The 21,304-nt window shown below is 66.5% G+C and carries 23 protein-coding genes and 1 tRNA gene; 9 read left to right on the top strand and 15 right to left on the bottom strand.

The genetic code is table 11. The features are described from left to right. The first annotated feature begins 1 nt into the window (after position 1). Complete coding sequence (locus tag DSHI_RS15220) at positions 2-1,522, top strand: malonate--CoA ligase (protein ID WP_012179660.1); 1,521 nt, start codon at positions 2-4, stop codon at positions 1,520-1,522. A 144-nt stretch (positions 1,523-1,666) separates the two neighbouring features. Here the strand turns inward: DSHI_RS15220 and DSHI_RS15215 are convergent, their stop codons facing one another. Then, entirely contained in the window at positions 1,667-4,147 is a 2,481-nt protein-coding gene (locus DSHI_RS15215; protein WP_012179659.1) for a mechanosensitive ion channel domain-containing protein, read from the bottom strand. Positions 4,148-4,348: 201 nt separating this feature from the next. Beyond that, the gene (pnp, locus tag DSHI_RS15210) at positions 4,349-6,484 is read right to left on the bottom strand and encodes a polyribonucleotide nucleotidyltransferase (RefSeq protein ID WP_012179658.1); all 2,136 of its coding nucleotides are present in this window, start codon (positions 6,482-6,484) and stop codon (positions 4,349-4,351) included. Between the two features lie 224 nt (positions 6,485-6,708). Between pnp and DSHI_RS15205 the strand changes: the two genes are divergently transcribed. Continuing rightward, positions 6,709-7,617, top strand: a complete 909-nt coding sequence (locus DSHI_RS15205; RefSeq protein ID WP_012179657.1) for an exonuclease/endonuclease/phosphatase family protein — start codon at positions 6,709-6,711, stop codon at positions 7,615-7,617. Between the two features lie 39 nt (positions 7,618-7,656). Further along, a complete protein-coding gene (locus tag DSHI_RS15200) occupies positions 7,657-8,013 on the top strand; it encodes a hypothetical protein (protein ID WP_012179656.1) in 357 nt (118 codons plus the stop codon). A gap of 98 nt (positions 8,014-8,111) precedes the next feature. On the opposite strand, the gene rpsO is transcribed toward DSHI_RS15200, so the two are convergent. Continuing rightward, positions 8,112-8,381, bottom strand: a complete 270-nt coding sequence (rpsO, locus tag DSHI_RS15195) for a 30S ribosomal protein S15 (RefSeq protein ID WP_012179655.1) — start codon at positions 8,379-8,381, stop codon at positions 8,112-8,114. Positions 8,382-8,623: 242 nt separating this feature from the next. Here rpsO and DSHI_RS15190 point away from each other — a divergent pair, with 242 nt between their 5' ends. Then, positions 8,624-9,337: a hypothetical protein gene (locus tag DSHI_RS15190; RefSeq protein ID WP_012179654.1), complete on the top strand. Its 714-nt coding sequence runs from the start codon at positions 8,624-8,626 to the stop codon at positions 9,335-9,337. Here DSHI_RS15190 and DSHI_RS15185 read toward each other — a convergent pair. From DSHI_RS15185 to DSHI_RS15175, 3 genes are all read right to left on the bottom strand, one after another. Beyond that, positions 9,334-10,221: an alpha/beta fold hydrolase gene (locus tag DSHI_RS15185; protein WP_012179653.1), complete on the bottom strand. Its 888-nt coding sequence runs from the start codon at positions 10,219-10,221 to the stop codon at positions 9,334-9,336. The two genes, DSHI_RS15190 and DSHI_RS15185, sit on opposite strands and share 4 nt — an antisense overlap. Next, positions 10,214-10,732, bottom strand: a complete 519-nt coding sequence (locus tag DSHI_RS15180) for a DUF1643 domain-containing protein (protein ID WP_012179652.1) — start codon at positions 10,730-10,732, stop codon at positions 10,214-10,216. Before DSHI_RS15180 ends, DSHI_RS15185 begins: the two co-directional genes overlap by 8 nt. Before the next feature lie 127 nt (positions 10,733-10,859). Continuing rightward, a complete protein-coding gene (locus DSHI_RS15175; protein WP_012179651.1) occupies positions 10,860-11,759 on the bottom strand; it encodes a LysR family transcriptional regulator in 900 nt (299 codons plus the stop codon). Between the two features lie 83 nt (positions 11,760-11,842). On the opposite strand from DSHI_RS15175, the gene DSHI_RS15170 reads away from it, so the two are divergent. Then, positions 11,843-12,121: a hypothetical protein gene (locus DSHI_RS15170; protein WP_245533017.1), complete on the top strand. Its 279-nt coding sequence runs from the start codon at positions 11,843-11,845 to the stop codon at positions 12,119-12,121. A 264-nt stretch (positions 12,122-12,385) separates the two neighbouring features. Here the strand turns inward: DSHI_RS15170 and DSHI_RS21815 are convergent, their stop codons facing one another. The 3 genes from DSHI_RS21815 to DSHI_RS15155 all read right to left on the bottom strand — a co-directional run bounded on the left by DSHI_RS21815 (position 12,386) and on the right by DSHI_RS15155 (position 13,488). Then, positions 12,386-12,898, bottom strand: a complete 513-nt coding sequence (locus tag DSHI_RS21815; protein WP_157865346.1) for a YbjQ family protein — start codon at positions 12,896-12,898, stop codon at positions 12,386-12,388. Between the two features lie 88 nt (positions 12,899-12,986). After that, positions 12,987-13,062 (bottom strand) — tRNA-Ala (locus tag DSHI_RS15160). Between the two features lie 99 nt (positions 13,063-13,161). Next, the gene (locus DSHI_RS15155; RefSeq protein ID WP_012179648.1) at positions 13,162-13,488 is read right to left on the bottom strand and encodes a TIGR02300 family protein; all 327 of its coding nucleotides are present in this window, start codon (positions 13,486-13,488) and stop codon (positions 13,162-13,164) included. 102 nt (positions 13,489-13,590) lie between these two features. Here DSHI_RS15155 and DSHI_RS15150 point away from each other — a divergent pair, with 102 nt between their 5' ends. The 3 genes from DSHI_RS15150 (at position 13,591) to yecR (ending at position 15,439) form a co-directional block, all read left to right on the top strand. Further along, the gene (locus DSHI_RS15150) at positions 13,591-14,283 is read left to right on the top strand and encodes a M48 family metallopeptidase (protein WP_012179647.1); all 693 of its coding nucleotides are present in this window, start codon (positions 13,591-13,593) and stop codon (positions 14,281-14,283) included. A gap of 31 nt (positions 14,284-14,314) precedes the next feature. After that, the gene (locus tag DSHI_RS15145; protein WP_012179646.1) at positions 14,315-14,974 is read left to right on the top strand and encodes a GntR family transcriptional regulator; all 660 of its coding nucleotides are present in this window, start codon (positions 14,315-14,317) and stop codon (positions 14,972-14,974) included. A gap of 144 nt (positions 14,975-15,118) precedes the next feature. Beyond that, the gene (gene yecR / locus DSHI_RS23135; protein ID WP_044028052.1) at positions 15,119-15,439 is read left to right on the top strand and encodes a YecR family lipoprotein; all 321 of its coding nucleotides are present in this window, start codon (positions 15,119-15,121) and stop codon (positions 15,437-15,439) included. A 31-nt stretch (positions 15,440-15,470) separates the two neighbouring features. Here the strand turns inward: yecR and DSHI_RS15135 are convergent, their stop codons facing one another. The 6 genes from DSHI_RS15135 to cobU all read right to left on the bottom strand — a co-directional run bounded on the left by DSHI_RS15135 (position 15,471) and on the right by cobU (position 20,267). Continuing rightward, positions 15,471-16,169, bottom strand: coding sequence for a glutathione S-transferase (locus DSHI_RS15135; protein WP_012179645.1), 699 nt, complete (start codon positions 16,167-16,169; stop codon positions 15,471-15,473). 79 nt (positions 16,170-16,248) lie between these two features. Next, a complete protein-coding gene (locus DSHI_RS15130; RefSeq protein ID WP_012179644.1) occupies positions 16,249-17,247 on the bottom strand; it encodes an NADP-dependent oxidoreductase in 999 nt (332 codons plus the stop codon). 63 nt (positions 17,248-17,310) lie between these two features. Further along, entirely contained in the window at positions 17,311-17,661 is a 351-nt protein-coding gene (locus tag DSHI_RS15125) for a hypothetical protein (protein ID WP_012179643.1), read from the bottom strand. A 74-nt stretch (positions 17,662-17,735) separates the two neighbouring features. Next, on the bottom strand, positions 17,736-18,998 hold the full coding sequence (locus DSHI_RS15120; RefSeq protein ID WP_012179642.1) for a sulfite oxidase: 1,263 nt from the start codon (positions 18,996-18,998) through the stop codon (positions 17,736-17,738). 175 nt (positions 18,999-19,173) lie between these two features. Next, positions 19,174-19,746 carry a histidine phosphatase family protein gene (locus tag DSHI_RS15115; RefSeq protein ID WP_012179641.1) on the bottom strand — a complete coding sequence of 191 codons (573 nt, stop codon included), beginning with the start codon at positions 19,744-19,746 and terminating at the stop codon, positions 19,174-19,176. Then, positions 19,743-20,267: a bifunctional adenosylcobinamide kinase/adenosylcobinamide-phosphate guanylyltransferase gene (gene cobU / locus DSHI_RS15110; RefSeq protein WP_012179640.1), complete on the bottom strand. Its 525-nt coding sequence runs from the start codon at positions 20,265-20,267 to the stop codon at positions 19,743-19,745. Before cobU ends, DSHI_RS15115 begins: the two co-directional genes overlap by 4 nt. A gap of 117 nt (positions 20,268-20,384) precedes the next feature. Here cobU and DSHI_RS15105 point away from each other — a divergent pair, with 117 nt between their 5' ends. Beyond that, a complete protein-coding gene (locus DSHI_RS15105; protein ID WP_012179639.1) occupies positions 20,385-21,266 on the top strand; it encodes an RNA polymerase factor sigma-32 in 882 nt (293 codons plus the stop codon). Positions 21,267-21,304: the final 38 nt, after the last annotated feature.

Raw genomic sequence — 21,304 nt, 5'->3', positions numbered from 1 at the left:
CATGACAAACCCGCTCTATGATGCCCTTTTCGGACGCAACGCCGGCAGTGACGCCCCCTTCCTGCAGCTGCCCGGCGGCGACACCCTCACCCATGGCGGCTTCGTGGAGCTCGCCGCCCGCTACGCCGCCACCCTGACCGGGCTGGGCCTTGCCCCCGGCGACCGGCTGGCCCTGCAGGTCGAAAAATCCCCCGAGGCGCTGGCGGTCTATGCGGGCTGCGTGCAGGCGGGCATCGTGTTCCTGCCGCTCAACACCGCCTATACCCCGGCCGAGATCAGCTATTTCGTCGGCAACTCCGGTGCGAAACTCGTGCTCTGCGATCCGCGCGCCGAGGCCGGTCTCACCCCCGTCGCGGCCGAGGCGGGCGCGCAGCTTCTGACGCTCGCCGCCGACGGCACCGGCAGCTTCCCCGACGCCGCCGCCACCGCCCCCGCCACGTTCGAGACCGTGGCCCGGACCGAGGACGACCTCGCCGCCTTCCTCTACACCTCCGGCACCACGGGCCGGTCCAAGGGCGCGATGCTCAGCCAACGCAACCTGCTCAGCAACGCCGAGGTGCTGGTCGATTACTGGCGCTTCACCGACAAGGACGTGCTGCTCCACGCCCTGCCGATCTTCCATACCCACGGGCTGTTCGTGGGCACCAACATCACGCTGCTGGCGGGCGGGTCGATGATCTTCTTGCCGAAATTCGACGCCGAGGCGGTGCTCGCCAACCTGCCGCGTGCCACCACGATGATGGGCGTGCCGACCTTCTACACCCGCCTGCTGGCCGAGGACCGGTTCGATCGCGACCTCGTCGCCCATATGCGGCTCTTCGTGTCCGGCTCCGCGCCGCTTCTGGCCGAAACCCACCGGGAGTTCGAGGCCCGCACCGGTCATCGCATCCTCGAACGCTACGGCATGACCGAGACCAACATGAACACCTCCAACCCCTATGACGGCGCGCGCCGGGCGGGCACCGTGGGCTTCCCGCTGCCGGGGGTGGAGTTGAAGGTCTGCGACCCCGACACCGGCGCCGAGCTGCCCCAGGGCGAGATCGGCCAAATCGAGGTGCGCGGGCCGAACGTGTTCCAGGGCTACTGGCAGATGCCCGAGAAAACCGCCGCCGAGCTGCGCGCGGACGGGTTCTTCATCACCGGCGACCTCGGCCTGATCGACGACCAGGGCTATGTGCAGATCGTCGGACGCGGCAAGGATCTGATCATCTCGGGCGGCTACAACATCTACCCCAAGGAGGTGGAGCTGGCCCTCGACGAGGCCCCCGGAGTGCTCGAATCCGCCGTGATCGGCGCGCCGCACCCCGATTTCGGCGAGAGCGTCGTCGGCATCCTCGTCCCCCAACCGGGCGCGCGGATCGACACCGAGGCGGTGGCGGCACGCCTCGCCGGACAGCTCGCCCGGTTCAAGCAGCCGCGCAAGCTGGTGGTGATGGACGCGCTGCCGCGCAACACCATGGGCAAGGTGCAGAAGAACGTGCTGCGCGAGCAATTCGCCGACGCGTTTTCGGAACCGGCCTGACGGGCGTTAACCTATTCAGGAAATTGAATGTTTCGCATGCGAAACAAATCTCTGGAAGGTCTTGGAATCCCACAATTCCGCGAAAAAATTTGTCGGCGCTCCGGGCCCCTTTCAGGGCCCGGGCGTTAATATCTGGCGCAGGCCCTAGCGGCCCGCCCCGTCGTCGTCCTCCTGGCCGGGGATGGTCTCGTCGCCGCGGTCCGGGGGCACCTGCCTGCGCCGCGTCTCGTCCATCTCCAGCTGCTCGGGGCCGCGCGCGTCCGGGATCGCCTCGGTCACCGGATGCGCCTGGGACGCCGCGGCATCGCCGGTCTGCATCATCACATGGATCGGCGGCGCCTTGCCCTTGCGGTCCTCGCCGAAATAGATCGTCTGGTGCGGGAACGGGATCTCGATGCCGCGATCGTCGAAGATCTTCTTCAGCAGCAGGTTATAGGCCCGGCCCACGCCCCATTGCTTGCCCGGCTGGGTCTTGATCCGCGCTCGCAGCACGATCGCGCTGTCGCCGAAGGAATTCAGCCCGAACCACTCCAGATCGTCGATCAGGAAGCCGCCCTGGTCGGGATCCGCGCGCAACTCCTCGAAGGCGTCGAACATGGCCTGTTTCGCCATCTCGATATCCTCGCGATACGCAACGCCCATGTCGCAGACATAGTACGAGAATTCCCGCATGTAGTTCGAGATCATCGAAGCCGAGGAGAACGGGATCATGTGAACCACGCCCTGCAGATCGCGCAGGGTGACCGATCGCACGGTCAGTTTCTCCACCGTGCCCACGACGCCGCCCACATCCACCACGTCGCCCACGTTCATGGCATTCTCGAACTGGATGAAGATGCCGGTGATGATGTCCTCCACCAGCTTCTGCGCACCGAAGGAAATCGCCAGCCCCAGAACCCCGGCCGAGGCGAGCAGCGGCCCGATGTTCAGCCCCAATTGCGACAGGGCGAACATCCCGCCGAAGATCACCAGCGCAATGGTCACCGCGTTGCGCAGCAGCGTCAGCAGCGTGACTGTCCGCGGGGTGGGCGGTTTCCCGACGAACGGGTTGAGCTGGTAGTCGACCCAGGACGACACGGCCAGGTAGACGACCGCGACGAACACCAGCCCCAGCGCCACGCCGAAGATCGCGCCCACCATGGCACCGCCCGCGTCCGAGCCCAGATATCCCGAGAAATCGAACAACTCGACCACGTCCAGGATCGACAGCACCACCAGGATCACAACCGCGATCCGTACCACGACCAGCCCCGCAGGAAGCAGCCGGTTCAACCGGCTCGCCAGCAGGGGCAGTCGGCTATCGACCATCTCCGGCAGCCGCACCCGGCGCTGGGTGGCGCGGCGCGCCAGCATGGTGACCGTGCCGCCGATCCCGAGGATCAGCACCACCCGCACCGTGTCCGCCGCGAGCGGACCCAGCACGTTACCCGGCCGCGTCAGCACCACCACGAGGACGTAGACCAGGTAGGCCAGCACCGGCCAGTGCCAGCGCAGCGCGAAATAGGACAGCACCTCGTCAAGGGTGACGTCCTCCTTGCTGTAGCGCGTCAGCCAGGCGCCCACCTTCTTGCGATAGGCCAGAACGACGCCTACGAGGTAGACGATCACGATCGCCCCCAGCAGGGTCGCCACCGCCCGCCCGATGAAGACCGAGGTCTGCTCGGTCACCACCGGCACGGCGACGAGTTGCCCGTAGGCCGCCAAACCGATGGCGAAGGCGATCAGCCGCTGGATCTGCCGGGCGGCCTTGTCGCTCACATCGATGAAGCGCAGTTGGTCGGTCCGGGGGGTCAAAACGAAGCGCGATGGCAGCTTCAGCATCTCGACCAGCGCGAAGGCGGCGAAGAAGGCAGCCTGCGCGGTGTTCAGGGAAGCGCCGTTCTCGGCAACGACCGAAACGCTGACGACCGCCACGCCGATCACCAGCGCGATGGGGATGGCCAGGGCCAGCAAGCCCGTGCCGATGATCCTCAGGATGAAGCGATACAACCAGTTGGTACTGACTGCCTTGCGCCCGATCATGCGCAGCAAGGGGCGCATCGCAAGCCGCAGCAGTATCAGCGCGCCGTAGGTGACCAGCACGGCCTCGACCAGATCTCGCACGATGGTCAGCAACAGATCCGAATTCAGCCCCCGGATCGCGAGGCCGAGGGTCGTTGGGATGCGTTCCACCCGCGCCATGAAGCCGCGCAGGTTGTCCGCCATGGTGGTGCGCAGGTCCTGGATCAGGCGGGTCGAGAAATTGCCGACGGTGCTCGTGGTTGTGGTTGTGGCCTCGGGCGCGGCGGCGGCCGGAGCGGTGGCGCTTCCCTCGGGCGCGGCCGCGGTGCCGGCGGCGGCCTGTTCCAGCTGTGCGATCAATGCGGCGCGTGCCGCCTCGTCCTGCAAAAGCTCGATCAGGGCCTGGGTCGGGTCCGCCGGGGTGGTGGCCTCGGCAGGGGCGTCCTCGGCGGGGGCCTCGGTGCTGCTGTTGCCGGTCATCCCCGGGATGGGGAAGGTCGACTGGGCGCTGGCGGTCCAGCTTCCCAGCACCAGGGCCAGCAGGGTCGCAACCGCGACAAGGAAGCCGCGCAAGAAAACAAATCGTGCGGCGCAGAGCGCCATCGGGGCAGAGGGGGTATGCATGAAGCGGTCTTGGGTCCGTCGTTTCGGGGGGCAGGCCGGGACGCCCGCCCTTTGCAAGGCAACATGGCCCAGACCGGGAACGCCGCCAAGGGCCAAGCGGTTCCGTGCCCGGGTCTGAACACCACAGCACCCTCGGCGCAAGGCCGAGGGTGCCGGAGTGTTTCGCGGCGCAACCCCGTCCGGGGCCGCGCCAGAGCGCGCTCAGTCGGCAGGCGCTTCTTTCTTGATCTCTTCGCCGGTCTCCTGATCCACGACTTTCATCGACAGGCGCACCTTGCCGCGATCGTCGAAGCCCAAAAGCTTGACCTTCACCTCCTGGCCTTCCTTCAGAACGTCCGAAGGATGGTTCAGGCGGCGGTTTTCGATCTGGCTGACATGCACCAGCCCGTCACGCTTGCCGAAGAAGTTCACGAAGGCGCCGAAATCGACGATCTTCACCACGGTCCCGGTATAGACCTTGCCCTCTTCGGGCTCGGCCACGATCGAATGGATCATCTCGTAGGCCTTCTTGATCGCCTCGCCATTAGCGGACGCGATCTTGATGATGCCATCGTCGTTGATGTCCACTTTCGCGCCCGAGGTCTCCACGATCTCGCGGATGACCTTGCCGCCGGAGCCGATGACTTCGCGGATCTTGTCGGTCGGGATCTGCATGGTCTCGATGCGCGGGGCATGTTCCGAGAACTGCGAGCGGCCCTCGCTCAGCGCCTTGGACATCTCGCCCAGGATATGCAGACGCCCGGCTTTCGCCTGCTCCAGCGCCTTCTCCATGATCTCGGGCGTGATGCCCGCGACCTTGATGTCCATCTGCAGCGAGGTGATGCCCTCTTCGGTGCCAGCGACCTTGAAGTCCATGTCACCGAGGTGATCCTCGTCGCCCAGGATGTCGGTCAGCACCGCGTAGGAGCCGTCCTCTTCGAGGATCAGACCCATGGCCACACCGGCCACGGGGGCCTTCAGCGGAACGCCCGCATCCATCATGGACAGCGACCCGCCACAGACCGATGCCATCGAGGACGAGCCGTTGGATTCGGTGATCTCGGACACCAGACGAATGGTGTAGGGGAAGTCCGTCGCCGCGGGCAGAACCGCCTGCAAAGCGCGCCATGCGAGCTTGCCGTGGCCGATCTCGCGCCGTCCCGGAGGACCGAAGCGGCCCACTTCGCCGACCGAGTAGGGCGGGAAGTTGTAGTGCAGCAGGAAGTTGGATTTGAAGTTGCCATGCAGCGCGTCGATGAACTGCTCGTCATCGCCGGTGCCCAGCGTGGTCACGACCAGGCCCTGCGTTTCGCCGCGCGTGAACAGCGCCGAGCCGTGGGTCCGGGGCAGGATGCCCACTTCGGACTGGATCGGACGCACCGTGTCCAGCGCGCGCCCGTCGATCCGGCGCCCGTTCTTGACCACGTCACCGCGCAGGATGCTGGATTCCAGCTTCTTCAGGGCGGAGCCGAGGTTCGGATCGGTCTGCTCTTCGTCGCTCAGTGTGGCGAGGATCGCGTCGCGGGCCGCAGAGATCGCGGTGACCCGCTCCTGCTTGTCGGTGATCGCGAAGGCGGCGCGCATCTGGTCTTCGCCAGCCGCTTTGACCTTGGCATAGAGTTCCGAGTAATCGGCGGGCTGGAAATCGAACGGCTCTTTCGCCGCGGTCTCGGCCAGCTCGATAATCAGGTCGATGACCGGCTGCATCTGCTCGTGCCCGAACTTCACCGCGCCCAGCATTTCAGCCTCGGACAGCTCATAAGCCTCCGATTCGACCATCATCACCGCGTCCTTGGTGCCCGCAACCACCAGGTCGAGACGCTGGTCGGGATTGTTGCGCAGGTCGTGCATGTCGTCCACGACCGGGTTCAGGACATACTCGCCATCCTCGTAGCCCACGCGTGCCCCGGCAATCGGGCCCATGAAGGGCACGCCCGAAATGGTCAGCGCCGCCGAGGCCGCGATCATCGCCACGATGTCGGGATCGTTTTCCAGGTCGTGGGACAGCACGGTGCAGATCACCAGCACCTCGTTCTTGAACCCGTCCACGAACAGCGGGCGGATCGGCCGGTCGATCAGACGGCTGGTCAGCGTCTCTTTCTCGGTCGGGCGCGCCTCGCGCTTGAAGAAGCCGCCGGGGATCTTGCCGGCCGCATAGTATTTCTCGTTGTAATGCACGGTCAGCGGGAAGAAATCCTGCCCCGGCTTTTGCGACCGCGCGTAAGTCACTGCGGCCATCACGGAGGTCTCGCCATAGGTGGCGATGACGCAGCCATCGGCTTGACGGGCGATCTTGCCCGTTTCGAGGGTCAGCGTATCTTCCCCCCATTCCATGGTCTTCTTGACTTGGTTGAACATCTGTTTTTCCTGTAGGGGAGCACTCCCGGCCTTCCGGGTCTCCCAGTCCTATGGCGGCCCCATTGCCGCCGACCCCTGTCCTTCGCATCACGCCGGGGCCCGAGCGTCACGTCTCAGATTTCTCGCGGATACACCTTTTGCGCCCGTAAGAAAACCTGCAATCTGGGTGCGCTAACGGGACGTGCGGATTTCGCGCAGGTCCGGGCCGGAAAGGGCGGGGCGGTTTGACGGGGGTTCTGAGGGCGATCACGGGACTGGTTCTGGCCCTGGGGCTGGTGGCCTGTACGCAGTTGGTGCGCAATTCCGGTGCCGAAACCCTGCCACCGCGTCCCGAGGGCGCGCTGCGGCTGGCAAGCTACAACGTGCACTACATTGTGCTGGGCCGGGCCGAGGGCGCCTGGTCGCGCGGCGACTGGGAGCGGCGCAAGGGTCCGCTGAACGCCGCGTTCAAGGCGCTGGAGGCCGATCTCGTGGGCTTTCAGGAGATGGAGAGTTTCCTGCGCGGCTCCGATGGCAGCGTGAACCTCGCCCGCGACTGGCTGTTGGCGCAGAACCCGGGTTTCGCCGCGACCCATCACGGGGACTGGCGGGACACACCCCAGACCCAGCCGATCTTTTACCGCGCGGACCGGCTTGAGGCGCTGGAGGAGGGCTGGTTTTTCTTCGCCGACACCCCGGACGTGATCTATGCGCCGACCTTCAACGGGTCGTTCCCGGCCTTTGCCTCCTGGGCGCGGTTCCGCGACCGGGTGACCGGGCGGGTTTTCCGGGTGGTGAACGTTCATTTCGAGTTCAGAAGCATCTCGAACCGGCGGCTGTCGGCCGCGCTGGTGGCCGACCGGTTTGCCCCCGCTCTGGCAGCGGGGGAGCGGGTCGTGCTGTTGGGCGATATCAACGCGCGTCTGGGCTCGGCCACCCACGGCATTCTGGAGGACGCCGGCTGGACCTTCCTGCCCGTGGCCGGGGCCACTTATCACTTCAACCGGGGGCTGAATCTGTTCGGCGCCATCGACCACATCGCTCTGGCCGGGCCGATGGATGCCGCCGGGCCGCCGGTTGTCCTGCGGACGCGGTTTCCCGGCGAATGGCCCACGGATCATTACCCGGTGGTGGCGGACATTCTGCTGGAGTGAGCGGGCGAGCCGATCACACGCGGAGCGGGGGAAATTGGGATGGCGGTTATCTACGGTGCACTGATCCTTGGTGTGATCGGCTTTCAGGTCGCGCTGATCCTCGGAGCTCCCTGGGGGCGTCTCACGCAAGGCGGGCAGGTCGAGGGGGCCTTGCCACGGTCCGGACGGATGGTGGCCGCGCTGTCCATCGTCCTTCTGGTGGCCATGGCGCTGGCGATCCTGTCTGCGGATGGGCACTGGCCGGGCTGGCCGCGCTGGACCGGGTGGGGCGCTGTTGCCGTGACCGGGGTCAGCATGGTGCTGAACTGGATCACACCGTCGGCCGCGGAACGCAGGCTCTGGGGTCCGATCATGACATTGATGTTCGGACTGTCCTTCGCGGTGTGCTGGGCGTGAGGCGCAGATTTCGCTGTCTCGTTTCGTCTCGGACGCTCCGCACAGCAAAAAGCCCGCTCGGGTCGGAGCGGGCTTCGAAATCTCAGTCCGAGGGGCGCTTAGCGGCGCAGGCCCAGGGAGGAGATCAGCTTCTGGTAGCGGGCCTCGTCCTTGCCCTTGACGTAGTCGAGCAGTTTGCGGCGCTGGGCCACCATCATCAGAAGGCCACGACGGGAGTGGTTGTCCTTCTTGTGCGACTTGAAGTGCTCGGTCAGGGTGGCGATGCGGCTCGACAGGATCGCGATCTGCACTTCGGGGGAGCCGGTGTCGCCCTCCTTGGTCGCGTATTCCTTGATCAGGCGGGCTTTTTCTTCGGCGGTGATCGACATCGGTGTCTCCTTCGATAGAGGTTTCAGGGTCAGCGCAGGCCGGGATGTCGTCCAGCAAGGCTCGTGGAACCCGCGCAGCGCGGCGCAGATGCGGGCGTATAGGCAATAACCTGGCCGGTGAAAAGCCCCGATCTGCCCAGCGCGGGCAAAATCCTTGAGCAAGGATTTTGCCAAGGATTTTTCTCAAAATCCTTGGCCCCGTGGCGATGGACCGTGCGGGTGGGCAGGTGTTAGGGTGAGGCATGTCCAAGTTTCCCGCCATCGCGACCGCTATCCTGACCCTCTCCTTCGTGCTCTCGCCCCTCGTGACCGAGCCGTTCAGCGGGTTTCGCGCCGAACAGTTGCCGATCCCGCAGGTGCGCCCCCCGGTGCAGCCCGCGGGCTATGCCTTCGCGATCTGGGGCGTGCTTTATGTCTGGCTGGTGGTGTCGGCGGCCTTCGGGCTCTGGAAGCGGCCCATGGCCGAAGATTGGGACCATGTGCGCTGGCCGCTGATGGTCAGCCTCGCGGCGGGCACGCCCTGGCTCTGGCTTGCGACCCATTCGGCGATCGGGGCGGCGGTGCTGATCTTCGCCATGCTGATCCCGGCGGTCATCGCGCTTCTGCGCGCGCCGCTTCGCGACCGGCTCTGGCTGCGCACGCCTATCGCGCTTTATGCCGGGTGGGTGAGTGCGGCGGCCTGCGTGTCGCTCGCCACGGTCGCGGCGGGCTACGGGGTGGGGTTCGGGGCGCTGTTCTGGGCAGTGGTGGGCGTGTCGCTGGCCTTTTTCATCGCACGCTGGACCCAGAGCCGCCGGGCCGACACGCCGGAATACAGTGTCGCGGTGATCTGGGCCCTGACCGGCATCGTGGTGGCCAATGGCACGACCGAGCCGCTGGTCTCTGTGCTGGCCATGGTCGGGATCATCGCGCTGGTGCTGTTGTGGTGGACCGACCGGCATCCGGCCAAGACCTAGGACCCCTTGAAGAACGGCAGGAAGGTCGCGAGCACGTCCTCGGGCGCCTCCTCCATGGCGAAATGGCCCGAGACGCAGGACGCGTCTCGTACATCCGTGGCCCAGGCGCGCCAGTGGTTTGCGGGATCGCCGGTCTGGGCGGGAAAGCCGCCCTTGGCCCAGAGGAACATCAGCGGCGCGCTAATCTTGCGCCCTGCCGCGGCGTCCGCGTCATCGAGCGCCCGGTCGAAGGTGGCCCCGGCGCGGTAGTCGGCGCACATCGCGTGGATGCGGGCCGGGTCGCGGGCCTGGGCGCGGTAGCTGTCGAGGGCCTCGGGCGGGAACACGTCGAGCGATTTCGCCCGGGTCCAGGCGGCCAGGGTCCAGTCGATATAGGCCACAGGGTCCGCGCCGATCATCCGCTCGGGCAGGGGCGCGGGCTGGGCGAGGAAGGTCCAGTGATAGGCCTTCATCGCGAGGGTTGCGTCCCAATTGGCCCAGAAGGCGCCGGTCGGCACGATCTCGATGATGCCCAGCCGGTCGACGCGGTCGGGCGCATCGAGCGCCAGCCGGTAGGCCACGCGGCCGCCCCTGTCATGACCGAGGATATGAGCGCGGGGCAGGTCGAGCGCATCCATCAGCCCGGTGATGTCGCGCGCCATGGTGCGCTTGGCATAGGTGCTGTGATCTGCGTTGTCGGGGGGCGCGTCGCTGTCGCCGTAGCCGCGCAGGTCGGGGATGATCACGTGGAAATGCTCCGCCAGGGTGGGGGCGATACGGGACCAGCAGGCATGGTTCTGCGGATAGCCGTGGAGCAGGATCAGCGGGGTGCCGCGGCCCGCCTGGTGGACCGAGAGCGTGATCCCGTTGGTGGCGAAGCGGGAGCGGGTGAAGCCGTCAATCATCGCGGAACTCCCACGGTTCGGGCTGTTGCGTGTAGGCGATGTAGAGCGGGTGCTTGGGGTGGCCCGCCTTGCTCAGCCCCAGGTGCAAGAGCGGTTTGCCCGTGCCGCGCAGCAGCTGCGTGACCTGCGGTCCGCGGTCCAGATGCGCGCCGTGGGTGCCCCAGGCGCAAAGCACCGCGTCGGCCCAGGCGGCCCCGTCGGTGATCGCCGCGTCATTGCCTGGGCCCACCGGGTCGCGGGCCGCGCGCATCGCCCGGGGATCGGTGTCGCGCCAGGCGAAGATGTTGCAGACCCGGAACGCGCCATAGCCCAAGGCCCGGGCGCGGCGTTCGCAGCGCTCGACCGTGGGGTCGTTCTGCACCTCGGTGGCGGTGGAGGGGTTCAGCATCACGAATAGGATGCGCCGCCCGTCCGTGTCCCATGTCCGGGTCAGCGCGTAACGGTAGTGCTCGCAGGGGGAATAGACGGCCGTGGAGGCGGCGTCGTCCTTTTGATGCGTGCGGGTGATCATCGCGCGTTTGTGGCCCGGGCGGGCGCGGGCGTCAACGGAGGTTGAGGGCGCCGCCCCCGTCGTGGTCGCGCCCCCCCCGGAGTATTTCTGCACAGATGAAGGCATGTTTCGCGGCGGGCAGGGGGCGTCAGGGGGCGGTGCTGATCTCGGACAACTCCGCCAGCACGGTTTCCTGGGTGGCGTCCACCCGGGCGACGATGGTGTCGAGTGCTGTGTCGGCGGTTTCGCGCAGGGGGGTGGGCACGTCCTCGCGCCAGACCACCCAGACCGGGTAGGGAAACCGTGGCGCGTCGGGCACGAGGTGCAGGCGCCCGGCCTCCAGATCGGCGGCAATGGCGCGGGCTGGCAGGTAGGCTGCGGCTTGTCGCGACAGCAGGTAGTCCCGGGCCATGGCTCCGAGAGCCAGGGTCAGGCCGGGATTGGTCAGCTCCGGCAGGGCGAGGGTGTGGGCGTGGTGAAACTCCGGCCCCCAGTCGACGAAGACATAGCGCGTGGCCAGATCGTCGAGCCCGGCCTGCCACGACGCGACGAGCACGAGATCTTCTTCCATCAGGTTGCGGGCGGCGAGGCCCGGGCGCAGGTGCGGGGTGTAGACCAGGGCCGCCTGGATCACGCCTTCGATCAGGAACCGGGTGAGGCGGTCTGGCATCCCGAGTTCCGCCCGCAGGCTGAGGGTCGGGGCGGCGGCGCGCAGACCGTCGATCCAAGGAAAGCCGAGCCGGGGCCAGAGGGAGTATTGCGCGCCGAGCGTGAGCGACTGGGTGAAGCCCTCGGGGACGCCGACCTGCTGGCGGGCTTCCTCCCAGACCTTCAGCAGCGACAGGGCGTAGGGCTCGAACGCGCGGCCGGCCGGGGTCAGCTCGGCCCCCGACTTGGACCGGGAAAAAAGCGGTTTGCCGAGCGTGTCTTCGAGGCGCTGGATGCGCAGGCTCACGGCGGATTGGGTCACGAACAGCCGGTCGGAGGCGTTCACGAAGGAGCCGGTGGCGGCGACTTCGAGGAAGGTGCGGATGAGAGTGATGTCCATCAGGACTTTATATCATCAAAACTCGTTTCAAACATAATTCCAATTCGTTTTTCTTGCTTCAAGCCGCGTTGTAGGTCGTGCCCATGGAAGCAGGCCTCGGCCACGCCCGCCGGGCGGAGACTTCCCAACCCTGCTGCCCGATGGAGATCTCGGAGATGATGACGAAGATTGCCGCTTCCAAACCCGCTCTGGCCGTGCTGTGCGCGGCGCTGCTGGGCCTTTCGGCCTGCTCCACCGACCAGGTGATCGACGGCTCCGTCCGTGTTGCCGCGGGGACCACCAAGGTCGTCGCGAAAGGGGCGATCGGGGCGGGCAAGCTGGCCTACCATGGCGGGGCGAAGGCGGTCGGCGCGCTGAAGTGAGCGGGAGGTCGTCGGGTTCGGTTCCGACCTGAGTGTACCTGTCTCGACTTCGTGTTGAAACAGGCCAAGACCCAGAGGCGAGCCGTTCTGTCCTTTGGCTTCGGTGGTCATGGCGTCCGGCGGGGCGCCTTGGCCCCAATGGTGCCAAGACGTGCGCGGGGCGTGGCGGGCGCGCATGCAGGAGGTGGGAAGGGCGATTCAGGGCTCAACGCCCATCGGTCCGGAAGGCCGTGGGATAAGATCGACGTTTGCCACGCAAGAGGGCTAGGTCTGTTCAGACCTGGCCGCTAGCTTGACCGCAGTGCCGGAAGCCAGGACCATCAGCATGGATTGCGCTTTGGAACCTATTTCCTGATAGTCGAGACTGACCGCGATAACGGCATTCGCACCAGTTTTCAGCGCTTCGGCTTGCAATTCGCCTATCACTTGTTCGCGCATGTTTCTCAAATCGTCCTGATAGGTCTTGCTGCGGCCGCCAACCGTGTTGCGGATGCCGACGAGAACATCCTTGAAAATGTGCATCCCGATCACGACCTCGGCCGAGATGATACCAAGCCTTTCCTCAATCACGAGGTCGGAGGTGGCTGTTTCCGTGGTCACCAGCACCTGTAGAACGGCGTTTTCTCGGGCCTCCAGCGAGTCAGATGCAGCCGCCTGACGGGCCAACGCATCGGGATTGCCCATTTCGGCGCCGAGATTTATGAGATTGCAGTCGCGGCAACGCCCACCAACATGCGAAAAAATTCCGACCTCGATGCCGCAGTCTGAACACTTCATGCAGGTGCTCTCTATATGCATACTGGAACTTCCAAGGCTTACCTGCGCAACCCGTGGAACGTTTGATTGCATGTCCTGGAAAAGAATTTGGTGGAGCCTAGCGGGATCGAACCGCTGACCTCCTGCATGCCATGCAGGCGCTCTCCCAGCTGAGCTAAGGCCCCGAATGCGCGAATGCTGTCGCATCCGCTGGCGCTGTTTAAGTAAGCGGCGCGGGGAGTGCAAGAGGGTTTTTCACCCCCCTGGAGACCCGCGCCAGCCGGTCAGTCGTCGTCGTCGCCGTCCGAGGCCACGTCGGCCAGATCGTCGAGCGCGACGGTGTCGTCATCGTCATCGTCGAGCACGTCGTCGTCGAGTTCGACCTCTGCATCGTCGAGTTCGACGACATCATCGGTCGCGGTCTCTTCTTCCTTCTTGGCGGCGGGAACCGCCTTCTTGTCCCGGGTCAGGGACACGGACGATTTGCGCCCGGTCTCGATCACCACTTCCTCGCCGGTATAGGGGCTGATGATCGGGGTGCGGTTCAGGTCGTAGAATCGCTTGCCGGTGGTCGGGCACAGGCGTTTTACGCCCCAGTCTTCCTTGGGCATTGCAGGTCCTCTTTGCATCGGGTGCCGGATCGGATCGGGGTCGGTTGCCACAAGCGGATGGGCATGTCAAAGGCTTTTGCAAGAGAGAGGAGCGCGCTGTCCATGACCGAGTACGAGTTGCCGGGTCCCCCGCCGATCGCCGTGTCGGTCAAACGCTCGGCCCGGGCCAAGCGGTACGGGCTGCGGATCTCGCGGCTGGACGGGCGGGTGACCCTGACCGTGCCGCGGGGCGGGACCGAGCGCGGGGCGCTGTCTTTCCTGCGCGCGCAGGAGGACTGGCTGCGCGCGCAACTGGCCACGCAGCTGCCTGCAGAACGGGTCGGGATCGGCACGCGGCTGCCGCTGGAGGGCCGGTTGGCCCGGGTGGTGGAGACCGAGGCGCGGCGCGGCGGGCTGGCGGGCGATTTCATCGAGGTGCCGGTGCGGGCGGCCTCGCCCGGTGCTTATGTCGCGGGATTGCTGAAGGCGCAGGCCCAGGCGCGGTTGTCGGAGGCGAGCGCGCATTATGCCGACCTGGTGGGACGGGCGTTCAGTGGGATCAGCCTGCGCGATACGCGGTCGCGCTGGGGGTCTTGTTCGTCGGCGGGGCGGCTGATGTATTCCTGGCGGCTGATCATGGCGCCGCCCGAGGTGCTGGATTACGTGGCCGCGCATGAGGTCGCGCATCTGGTCGAGATGAACCATTCGGCGGCCTATTGGCGGGTGGTGGCGCGGATCTGCCCGGACTATGCCGTCCATCGCGACTGGCTGCGTCAGGAGGGCGCGGGGCTGCACCGCTACCGGTTCAAGGATTGACCTGGCCCCGGGGCGGGGGTCTGATGCGCTCATGCTCCTGTCTTCGCGTCCCAACGATCCGGCCCCGGCGGCGCCCCATGTCCATGACCGGGTGTACCGGTCCCTGCGCACGCGGATCATGCATGGCGAGCTGGCGCCGGGCACACCGCTGACCCTGCGCGGGATCGGGCGGGAATACAGTGCGTCGATGACCCCCGCGCGGGAGGCCGTGCGGCGTCTGGCGGCGGAGGGGGCGCTGACCCTGACCGCCTCGGGCCGGGTGTCGACGCCGGAGCTGTCGAACGAGCGGATCGAGGAGCTGGCGGCCCTGCGCGCGCTGCTGGAGCCGGAACTGGCGGCGCGGGCCCTGCCGCGGGCGCACCTGGCGCTGATCGAACGGCTGGAGATGATCCAGGCGAGCATCGCGCAATCCATCGCGCGGGAGGACGCGGTGGGCTATCTGCGGACCAACCTCGAATTCCATCGGACCTTGTATCTACGGGCTCAGGCGCCCGCGATCCTGGCCATGGCCGAGACCGTGTGGCTGCAACTGGGTCCGACCATGCGCAAGCTGTACGGCCGGTTGCGGCGCACCGAGCCGCCGCATTTCCACAAGCTGATGATCGCGGCGCTGAAGGCGGGTGACGAGCCGGGTTTGCGGTTGTCGGTGCGGATGGATGTGACGCAGGGGCTGAAGCTGCTGGCGCAGTAGGCGGGCGCTTAGAAAAATGCGCGCAGCCATTTTCGTTGCAATCAAGCAAAGATGTCGCAGAAAGATTAAAGCGTATTGAACTCCTTTTTTACGAGGTAATATTCTGCGGACATCTTCAGAGCCCAAACGCAAAGGAATATAATAATGGGTAGCTTCCGAATTTTTGGCGCGTTGTGCTTAGTTACGGTGGTTGGCTGTACAGAAGTCACCAAGGTGCCTGTGCCCACTGGCGGTAGTCGTGCCGATGCGAGTGTCACTTTGTCTTATAACACCAATCCATATGAGATTGTGACGCCTGACTGGGAAACTGCTCAAAGTTCAGCAAACGCGCGATGCCAAGCTTGGGGCTATTCGAGGGCTGAGCCTTTTGAAGGTGTCCAAACACAGTGCCAAGCATTCGATGGCTGGGGCAATTGTTCCTCGAGCGTCGTATCTAGAACTTACCAATGTCTTGGCCGAGGCTAATTCAATTAGCTTTAATAATTGGAGCATGCGGTCAGCTGGGCCAGTCCACGGTGGTGTAATCCCGGCGGTAGGCGGGTTGTTCGGGCTGGGCGAGGCCCCTGGCGCGCCAGTCGCGCAGGAGGGGATGCGCCAGATGGGCGGCGACATAGGCCTGTGCGTCCGTCCCGACGCCGAGACCGTAGCCCGCGATGCGCATGGCCACGGGGGCAAAGAACACATCCGCGAGGCTGTAGGCCCCGAAAAGCCATGGCGCGCCGCCGCGCGACAGGCCCGAACAGCTTTCCCAAAGCGCCTCCAGCCGGTCGAGGTCCGCGCGGACCGCGTCGGACACGGGCACGTCGGTATAGGCCACGCGCAGGTTCATCGGGCAGGCCTCCCGCAGGGCGGAGAACCCGCTGTGCATCTCGGCCACGAGGCTGCGGGCGAGGGCGCGGGCGACCGGGTCGGCGGGCCAGAGCCCGGCTTCCGGGTGACGCTCGGCCAGGGTCTCGGCGATGGCGAGACTGTCGGTCAAAAGCCCGCCCTCGGGCAGGCGCAGGATCGGGACCGTGCGCGGGGCGGCGGCCCCGGTCAGCTCGGGCGCGAAGGCGGCGAGGTCGGTGCGGAAACCCGGCAGGTACATGCGGGTTTCCGTGAGGCTCACGGGCAATTCGAACGCGGCGAGGCTCAGCCAGCCGCGCAGGGACCAGCTGGAATAGGAGCGATCGGCGATCAGGAGGCGATAGGTCATGGGGCGAGCCTAGGGGCGGGCGGGGGGCGTTGGAAAACGCTTTTGCGTGACGCCGGGCATCACGATCCGTGATGAAAGTTCACACCGCGATCAGCAGCTTGCCTGTATTCTCGCCGCGATAGAGCATGGAGATGGCGCCGGGCGCGGCCTCGGGGCCTTTGAGGATATGCTCGCGGGTGGTGATCTGCCCGGCGCGGAGCCAGTCCGCCAGCGCTGCGCGCGCCTCGGCCAGCCTGTCGCGGTAGTCGAAGATCAGGAACCCCTGCATCCGGGCGCGGGCGACCAGCAGTTGCCGATGCACCCGGGGGCCGGATGGGATCGGATCCCATTCGGTGATGGCGGCGGTGCCGCAGATGGTGATCCGCGCGCCTTGGGCCAGATGCCCCATCACCGCATCGGAGATCGGCCCGCAGGTGTTGTCGAAATAGCAATCGACCCCGTCGGGGCAGGCATCGGCGAGGGCGGCGCCCACATCCTGTGCCTTGTAGTCGATGGCGGCGTCGTAGCCGAAGGCCTGGGTGCAGAGGGCGGTTTTCTCGGGCCCGCCGGCGATCCCCACGGTGCGGCAGCCCATGAGCCGCGCGATCTGGCCCACGGCGGAGCCGACCGCCCCCGCGGCGGTGGAGACAACCACGGTGTCGCCTGCCCGGGCCGCGCAGGTCTCCCGCAGGCCGAAATACGCGGTGGTGCCGTTCAGCCCGAGAATGCCGAGCGCGTAGCTGCGCGGCAAGTCGGTCTCGGTCACCTTGCGGGCAATGGCGTCGCCGGAGAGGCAGGCATGGGTCTGCCACCCGAAGAGGCCCTCGACCACGTCGCCCTCGGCGTAACCGGCATGCCGCGAGGCCAGCACGTCGCCCACCGCGAAGGCCCGCATGGGATCGCCGAGCGCCACGGGTGGCGAGTAGTTGGGCACGTTATTGGCCCAGCCGCGCTGGGCAGGATCGACCGACCAGTGGGTGATCCGGATCAGGACCTCGCCCTCTGCCGGGTCGGGCACGGGGGTTCGGGTGATGTCGAAATGTTCGGGCTGCGGCACGCCCACGGGGCGGCGGGCGAGTATGACCTGGGTGTTCTGCATCGGGGTCCTCCGGCCCGCACAAGAGGACGGAGGCGCGGGCGCGTCAAGGCCCGCGCGGCCCGGTCAGTTCTGGGGAAAGTGGGGGCGGTCGGGATTGTAGTAGGTGGCGAGGTAATCGAGGATCAGGTCGCGATCCTCTTCGACGATTTCGCCCATGCCCATGTCCTCCACCATCCAGACGAGGATCTCGTCCCAGCCCTCGCGGGTCTGGCCCTGCTGGGCGATGATCATCTCTGAATGGCAGGCGGTGCAGTAATCATAGGTGATCTGCGCCCCCGGCGCGACATGGAGCTTGCCCACGTCATAAATCACCTCGGAGTTGCCGTCATCGTCCGTGACGGTGATCTCGGCCATGGCCGCGCCGCAGGCCAGCAGCAGGGCCGCGCCCCAGAATGTGGTCTTGGTCAGTCGCATATGTCTCGTCGTCCTTGGCAGGGAGCGGTGCAGCCCGCGCGGGGCTGCGCCGGTGTCTTGCGGGTCGGTCGGGGTCAGCTGACCATCAGGCCGACGCGGTGCAGGCTGTTGTTGTTGTAGCCGCGGGGGTTCCAGGCAATGGCGTGGGGTTGCGAGACGCCCTCGCTGTCGGTGGCGCGGGCCCAGACCTCGTAATAGCCTGCCTGAGGGAAGCTGACCGATGTGCGCCAGTTCTGCCAGGCGCCCGGGTTCACCGGCGCGTCGAGATCGGCCTCGGCCCAGGTCGCGCCGAAGTCGATGGACACCTCGAGCCGCTCGATGGTGCGGTCGCCGACCCAGGCATGGCCGCGCACCTCGGTTTCCATGCCCGACTCCGCGCCGTTCATGGGAAAGGTGATCAGCGATTTCACCGGCATCGCGCCCATCACGACCATGTCCTCGTTCGGCACATCGGTGCCCGGGGCGACCGGATAGGCGGGCACGCGGTAGGACTGGCCGCCCATCTTCTCGCCGTCATGCTCCTGGTCGCGGACCCAGATCCGGGTCAGCCATTTCTGCGAGCACGAGCCCGGCCAGCCCGGCACCACCAGCCGCAAAGGCGCGCCGTTCATCGGGTGCAGCGCCTCGCCGTTCATCTCGAAGGCGATCAGCACGGTTTCGTCCAGCGCCTTCTCGATCGGGATGCCGCGCGAGAGGGGGAACTTGTCCGGATCGCCCGACAGGTGGATGTCAGCGCCCTCGTGGCCGGTATAGACGGCGGCGTCCTGGACGCCCGCAGCCTCCAGCACGTCCTTGAGCCGCACGCCGGTCCATTCCGAGCATCCAACCGCGCCCACGGTCCACTGGTTGCCGCGCGCGGGCGGATCGAAGGCCGCCCGGCCGTTGCCGCCGCATTCGATGTGCAGGGCACGGGTGACGACCTCGAAATTGTTGCGCAGATCGTCGATGGTCATGGTCATCGGATTGTCGACGAAGCCGTCCACGGTCAGGGTCCAGCCCTCGGGCGAGGTGCTGTCGGGCAAGAGGCCGTTGTTGCGAATGAAGTGGCGCTCGGTTGGCGTGATGGCGTCGTCGAGCAGATGCGCGGGCGTCTCCGCGTTCACCGGGCGGTCGCCCAGCAGGGTCAGCCCGTCCTTGCCGGCAAGCGGGCTGTCATCGGCGAAGGCGGCCAGGGTCATCCCCTTGGGCATGTGCCGCTCGAACGGGATGGTCAGGCCCGCGACCGCGCCCGCGGTGGCCAGCCCCGCGGTCCGCAGGAAGCGGCGCCGGTCCTTGCGGATCGGCGCGTCCTGTGGGCCCGCATCGGCGGGGGTGTCTGTGTGGCTGTGGTTGTCCATTGCTTCTCTCCCAAAAAACGATGGCCCGCCGCGTGTTGTGCCCGTCTCTCGTATCCGCGGGCATGCGCGGTGGCCCTCCCCAAGCGCTGCGACCATATGACCAACCGCGCCGACGACGCAAGGTAACCTGCGTCAAAAATTCATGTAATCCGATGCGGGAGGTTTCCCACACCGCTCAGGGCAGATGATTGATCGTCTCGACCTGCCAGGCGGTGCCCGTGCGGCGCAGATGGGTGACTGACAGGTTGTCGATCTTGTGGGCGAAGGCCTCCCGCGCGGTGACGCCGAGCGCGCGCTGCACCTGGGTCAGGATCACGCCGAAATGCGCCACGGCGACGAGGGGGCCGGGGGTGGCCTGGGCGTCGACCCAACCGTCGACCCGGGTGCGCAGGGTGTTCCAGCTCTCGCCGCCGGGGGGGGCGACATCGCCGGGCTGGTCCCAGAAGGCGAAGATGCGGTCGCGGTCCTCGGCCTCGATCTCGGCGTGGTGGCGCATTTCCCAGGCGCCGAAATGCATCTCCCGCAGGGCGGGGGCGTGGGGCAGGCGGAGGCGGCCGGCGGCGATCGCGTCCGCCGTGGTCGCCGCACGGGTGAGGTCCGAAGACACCACCCGCGCCGCAGCCGGCAGGTAGGTCGCCAGCCGGGCGAGGGCGGCGGTGTCGCCGAGATCGGCGGGCAGGTCGGTCCAGCCGACCATGCCCTTCGCATGGGTCGGGCCGTGGCGCACCCAGTACCAGTCCTGGGTCATGGCGCACCCTTGAGGAACATCGGCAACCCGGCGGCGACGAAGACCACCGTCTCGGCGCGGGCCGCAAGCCGCTGGTTCAACCGGCCTTGCGCGTTGCGGAAGTCCCGCCCGAGCCGGTGTTCGGGCACGATCCCCATGCCGGTTTCGTTGCTGACCACCACCACGGGGGCGGGGCAGTTTTCAAGTGCCTCGAAGAACTCCTCCACAGCGATGGGGGTCTCGACCTCGTCGGCGAGCATGACGTTGCTGAGCCAGAGCGTGGCGCAATCGAGCAGCACGACCTCCGCGGCGTCGACCTGCGCGAGGGCTGCGCCGATGTCGCGCGGCGCCTCCAGCGTGCGCCAGCCCGGGCCGCGATTGTGGCGATGGGCGGCGATTTTTTCGGCCATTTCGGCATCGAATGCCTGGGCGGTGGCGACATAGACCCGGGGGCGGCCGGTTTTCGACACAACGCCTTCTGCAAAAACGGATTTTCCGGATGCGGCCCCTCCGATAACCAGGGTCAACCGCGGCAGGTTCATGGTCAAAACCGGCTCCTTTTGAAAAATATCGTCATTTTTGGTGATCCGGTTTGGATTTGCCCGCGTACCTCCTATGCCAAGCGAGAAAACAGGACGCAATGTCCGCAGGGGGTTGATATGGCGCTAGACGGATATTCAGGTGAAATGAGTTTGTCCCGGCGTGCGATGCAGGCCGAATTGCTCGACGCGGAAACGGAGCTGAGGCTGGCCTATGCCTGGCGCGATCAGCGGGACGAAGAGGCGCTGCACCGCCTCATCACCGCGTATATGCGCCTTGCGATCTCGATGGCGGCGAAATTCAAGCGCTACGGCGCCCCGATGAACGACCTGATCCAGGAAGCGGGTCTGGGCCTCATGAAGGCCGCTGACAAGTTCGACCCGGATCGCGGTGTGCGGTTCTCGACCTATGCGGTGTGGTGGATCAAGGCGTCGATCCAGGATTATGTGATGCGGAACTGGTCGATGGTGCGGACGGGGTCCACCTCGTCCCAGAAGTCGCTGTTCTTCAATATGCGCCGGGTTCAGGCCCGTCTGGAGCGCGAAGCGGCCTCGGCGGGCGAGCCCCTCGACCGGCACCAGCTGCGCCAGATGATTGCCACCGAGGTCGGTGTGCCTCTGCATGACGTCGAGATGATGGAAGGACGCCTCGCGGGCTCCGACTATTCCCTGAACGCCACCCAGTCGACCGAGGACGAGGGCCGCGAATGGATCGACACGCTGGAAGACACCGGCGCGCAAGCCGCCGAACTGGTCGAGCAGGATCATGATATCGAGACCCTGCGCGGCTGGCTGATCACGGCGATGGACGCGCTGAACGAGCGGGAACGCTTCATCGTGCGCGAGCGCAAGCTGCGCGACCAGCCGCGGACATTGGAAAGCCTCGGCCAAGAGTTGGGCCTGTCTAAAGAGCGTGTGCGGCAGCTCGAAGCGGCCGCCTTCGGCAAGATGCGCAAGAACCTGATGAACCAGTCTTCCGAGGTTCGCCAATTCTTCGCCTGATCCTTCCGGCTCTCCTCCTGCTCGCCCGCCCCCTCCCG

It is taken from the genome of Dinoroseobacter shibae DFL 12 = DSM 16493, assembly GCF_000018145.1.
Taxonomy (GTDB): domain Bacteria; phylum Pseudomonadota; class Alphaproteobacteria; order Rhodobacterales; family Rhodobacteraceae; genus Dinoroseobacter; species Dinoroseobacter shibae.
This window is presented reverse-complemented; position numbering and strand designations above follow the sequence as displayed.

What these genes read in the sequence shown, in the direction of transcription:
- DSHI_RS15220 (WP_012179660.1), top strand. Translation starts at nt 2, where the DNA reads ATGACAAACCCGCTCTATGATGCCCTTTTCGGACGCAACGCCGGCAGT.
- DSHI_RS15215 (WP_012179659.1), bottom strand. Translation starts at nt 4,147, where the DNA reads ATGCATACCCCCTCTGCCCCGATGGCGCTCTGCGCCGCACGATTTGTT.
- pnp (WP_012179658.1), bottom strand. Translation starts at nt 6,484, where the DNA reads ATGTTCAACCAAGTCAAGAAGACCATGGAATGGGGGGAAGATACGCTG.
- DSHI_RS15200 (WP_012179656.1), top strand. Translation starts at nt 7,657, where the DNA reads ATGGCGGTTATCTACGGTGCACTGATCCTTGGTGTGATCGGCTTTCAG.
- rpsO (WP_012179655.1), bottom strand. Translation starts at nt 8,381, where the DNA reads ATGTCGATCACCGCCGAAGAAAAAGCCCGCCTGATCAAGGAATACGCG.
- DSHI_RS15190 (WP_012179654.1), top strand. Translation starts at nt 8,624, where the DNA reads ATGTCCAAGTTTCCCGCCATCGCGACCGCTATCCTGACCCTCTCCTTC.
- DSHI_RS15185 (WP_012179653.1), bottom strand. Translation starts at nt 10,221, where the DNA reads ATGATTGACGGCTTCACCCGCTCCCGCTTCGCCACCAACGGGATCACG.
- DSHI_RS15180 (WP_012179652.1), bottom strand. Translation starts at nt 10,732, where the DNA reads ATGATCACCCGCACGCATCAAAAGGACGACGCCGCCTCCACGGCCGTC.
- DSHI_RS15175 (WP_012179651.1), bottom strand. Translation starts at nt 11,759, where the DNA reads ATGGACATCACTCTCATCCGCACCTTCCTCGAAGTCGCCGCCACCGGC.
- DSHI_RS15170 (WP_245533017.1), top strand. Translation starts at nt 11,843, where the DNA reads ATGGAAGCAGGCCTCGGCCACGCCCGCCGGGCGGAGACTTCCCAACCC.
- DSHI_RS21815 (WP_157865346.1), bottom strand. Translation starts at nt 12,898, where the DNA reads ATGAAGTGTTCAGACTGCGGCATCGAGGTCGGAATTTTTTCGCATGTT.
- DSHI_RS15155 (WP_012179648.1), bottom strand. Translation starts at nt 13,488, where the DNA reads ATGCCCAAGGAAGACTGGGGCGTAAAACGCCTGTGCCCGACCACCGGC.
- DSHI_RS15150 (WP_012179647.1), top strand. Translation starts at nt 13,591, where the DNA reads ATGACCGAGTACGAGTTGCCGGGTCCCCCGCCGATCGCCGTGTCGGTC.
- DSHI_RS15145 (WP_012179646.1), top strand. Translation starts at nt 14,315, where the DNA reads ATGCTCCTGTCTTCGCGTCCCAACGATCCGGCCCCGGCGGCGCCCCAT.
- yecR (WP_044028052.1), top strand. Translation starts at nt 15,119, where the DNA reads ATGGGTAGCTTCCGAATTTTTGGCGCGTTGTGCTTAGTTACGGTGGTT.
- DSHI_RS15135 (WP_012179645.1), bottom strand. Translation starts at nt 16,169, where the DNA reads ATGACCTATCGCCTCCTGATCGCCGATCGCTCCTATTCCAGCTGGTCC.
- DSHI_RS15130 (WP_012179644.1), bottom strand. Translation starts at nt 17,247, where the DNA reads ATGCAGAACACCCAGGTCATACTCGCCCGCCGCCCCGTGGGCGTGCCG.
- DSHI_RS15125 (WP_012179643.1), bottom strand. Translation starts at nt 17,661, where the DNA reads ATGCGACTGACCAAGACCACATTCTGGGGCGCGGCCCTGCTGCTGGCC.
- DSHI_RS15120 (WP_012179642.1), bottom strand. Translation starts at nt 18,998, where the DNA reads ATGGACAACCACAGCCACACAGACACCCCCGCCGATGCGGGCCCACAG.
- DSHI_RS15115 (WP_012179641.1), bottom strand. Translation starts at nt 19,746, where the DNA reads ATGACCCAGGACTGGTACTGGGTGCGCCACGGCCCGACCCATGCGAAG.
- cobU (WP_012179640.1), bottom strand. Translation starts at nt 20,267, where the DNA reads ATGAACCTGCCGCGGTTGACCCTGGTTATCGGAGGGGCCGCATCCGGA.
- DSHI_RS15105 (WP_012179639.1), top strand. Translation starts at nt 20,385, where the DNA reads ATGGCGCTAGACGGATATTCAGGTGAAATGAGTTTGTCCCGGCGTGCG.